The sequence below is a fragment of the Pseudovibrio sp. POLY-S9 genome (genome assembly GCF_001431305.1).
Taxonomy (GTDB): domain Bacteria; phylum Pseudomonadota; class Alphaproteobacteria; order Rhizobiales; family Stappiaceae; genus Pseudovibrio.
The window spans coordinates 33327-35531 of sequence record NZ_LCWX01000122.1 but is presented as its reverse complement, the minus strand read 5'-3'; the positions used below and the strand labels follow the sequence as shown (position 1 = coordinate 35531).

The 2205-nt window shown below is 49.7% G+C and carries 3 protein-coding genes; 1 reads left to right on the top strand and 2 read right to left on the bottom strand.

Going from position 1 to position 2205, the window contains the following annotated elements:
* Positions 1–464: anhydro-N-acetylmuramic acid kinase (locus tag PPL9_RS09670; protein ID WP_200962238.1), on the bottom strand; the 464-nt coding region annotated here is incomplete at its 3' end.
* A 465-nt stretch (positions 465–929) separates the two neighbouring features.
* On the opposite strand from PPL9_RS09670, the gene PPL9_RS09665 reads away from it, so the two are divergent.
* Positions 930–1607, top strand: a complete 678-nt coding sequence (locus tag PPL9_RS09665; RefSeq protein ID WP_057462502.1) for an OmpW family protein — start codon at positions 930–932, stop codon at positions 1605–1607.
* A 79-nt stretch (positions 1608–1686) separates the two neighbouring features.
* On the opposite strand, the gene PPL9_RS09660 is transcribed toward PPL9_RS09665, so the two are convergent.
* On the bottom strand, positions 1687–2205 hold a 519-nt coding region (locus tag PPL9_RS09660; protein WP_152986657.1), incomplete at its 5' end, for a TOBE domain-containing protein.

The window sequence follows — 2205 nt, the reverse complement described above, 5'->3', positions numbered from 1 at the left end:
GCGCCTTGTCCACCTGCTTCGATATCTTGCGTTCTGAAGTCGTAAATCACTGGAATATCGAGGATATCAGCGATGATCTGGCCGTCACCGAGTTGGCGGGTCGCGCCTTTTTGGCCGCCTTTGGGTGCGCGGTGCAGGACGGTTTGGCCGTGAAAACCGATTAACGCAATATTTTGCGTTGAAATGGAGTTTTTTGAAAGGAAATGTGAAATTGCGTGGGCTTGTCCCTCGCTGAGTGCTTTCTCCGCTCGTGAGAAAATTTCAGGTTCCTCGGATGCGAAATTCCAGTCCTGAGCGGCGGCCATGGCTTCGGCGATCAGCTGACTGGTTTCAGGGGGATAACTTGCCAGTGTGTAAGGGCCGAACTCTTCGATGGTTTGTCCATCGGTTTTCAGCATGGCGATGTCGACGTTGCCGTCCATTACCGTTCCGGTCATCAGACCGATGCACCACTGCGCAGCCATTTATTCCCCCACTCACAAAACCCGGTAGACTTAAAACTGAAGAGACTTCGGTCAGAGCCAGATGTTGCAAGGAAGGTGTGTGCCTTACGGATCTGCCTGCACGAAGTCTCCACTTCATAGCGGGTTCTGGGCGCAGTGACAAACGTTGGAGTGAGGGAAGCCTGTGTGTTTTCAGCTGGTGATTGTAATGATAGGAGGCATTGTTGTATGGGTTACATATCAATTATTATGATGAAATGAAGTGATGAGAGTTTCCTTAGTCTTGTTGTGTTCTGTCGGTTGTGCTAGTTTTCTTACAGGAAATGTCTATTTGAAATCTACATTTTACAATTTTTATCTGGCAAAATTACTATTATAAATAGTACTGATATTATCAATGCTGGTTTGATGCACCTCAATGCTCACGTACTCCACTCTCAATAATTGGAATAAGTGTAAAACTCGCTTATACAACTGGAGGTGGAGATGAGTTTGAAAAGGGTGATGGGCCTTATGGTCACTGCTGCGATGGTGGTGCCTGCTGGTCAGGTTCTGGCGGCAGATATGCCTGTGCCACAGGAAGATATCATTGCTGCGGCTGCATCTGAAAAGAGCCCTTGGCAGATCCGTGTGCGCGCTCTGGGTGTGATTACTGAAGATAGCGGGCACGTTAATGGTGTTTCCGGCTCAGATCTGTCCTATTCCAACACAGTGGTGCCCGAGCTGGATATCACCTATTACTTCACTGAAAATATTGCTGCTGAGCTTATTTTGGGAACGACGTGGGCAAACGTAGATGGTGATGGTGCTCTTGCTGGTACCGATGTGGGAGACACATGGATCCTGCCGCCAACTTTGACTTTGCAGTATCACTTCACCAACTTTGGCGCTTTCAAGCCTTATATCGGTGCGGGCGTGAACTACACGATTTTCTATAATCAAGATGCCAACGATGTTGATGATCTTGATATTGAAAACACATTTGGTGCAGCGCTTCAGGTTGGTTTCGATTACATGATTGATGACAACTGGGGTGTAAACCTCGACGTCAAGAAGCTGTTCCTTGAGCCAGACTTTGACGTGAAAGTTGGCAGTAACAAGCTGAAGGGCACAGCTGAGCTGAATCCCTGGCTGGTTGGTGCTGGTATCACCTATCGTTTCTAAGCGGGTTTTAGTGGCTTAAAAAGTTAGGCTTGGATGTGTGAGCACCCAAGCCTTTTGTTTATCGGGACTGCTTGTTGTTTCAGGCTGGTTCTATTGCCTTCTCGCTGTTCACCCGTACGGCTTTGCCATCAGCCCCGAAGAAGTGGGTGAGGGCGGGGTCGAAAGAGAGGCCGACGGTGTCGCCTGCGCTGTAGTGCTCCAGACCGGATAATCTGACCAAGATGGTGCCAAGCCCTTTGGCGGCAACATAGATGAACAGGTCTGCACCAAGGTACTCGACGTGTTCCACCGTGCCCGTTACAGCAGCCTCTGCAGGTGGAACAACACTGATGTGTTCCGGACGGATGCCCAGCTTTACAGGTGTGCCTTCGTTATCTCTGAAAGGCGATGGCTGCTCTGAGAAGCCTGCCAGCGTGAAGGTATTGTCGCTGAACTCAACGGGTATGATGTTCATCTTTGGCGAGCCGATGAACTGAGCCACAAACAGGTTGTCCGGGCGCTCATAGAGTTCTCGCGGAGAGCCGACCTGTTCGATACGGCCAGACTGTAGAACCACAATTTTATCAGCCAGTGTCATGGCTTCCACCTGATCATGGGT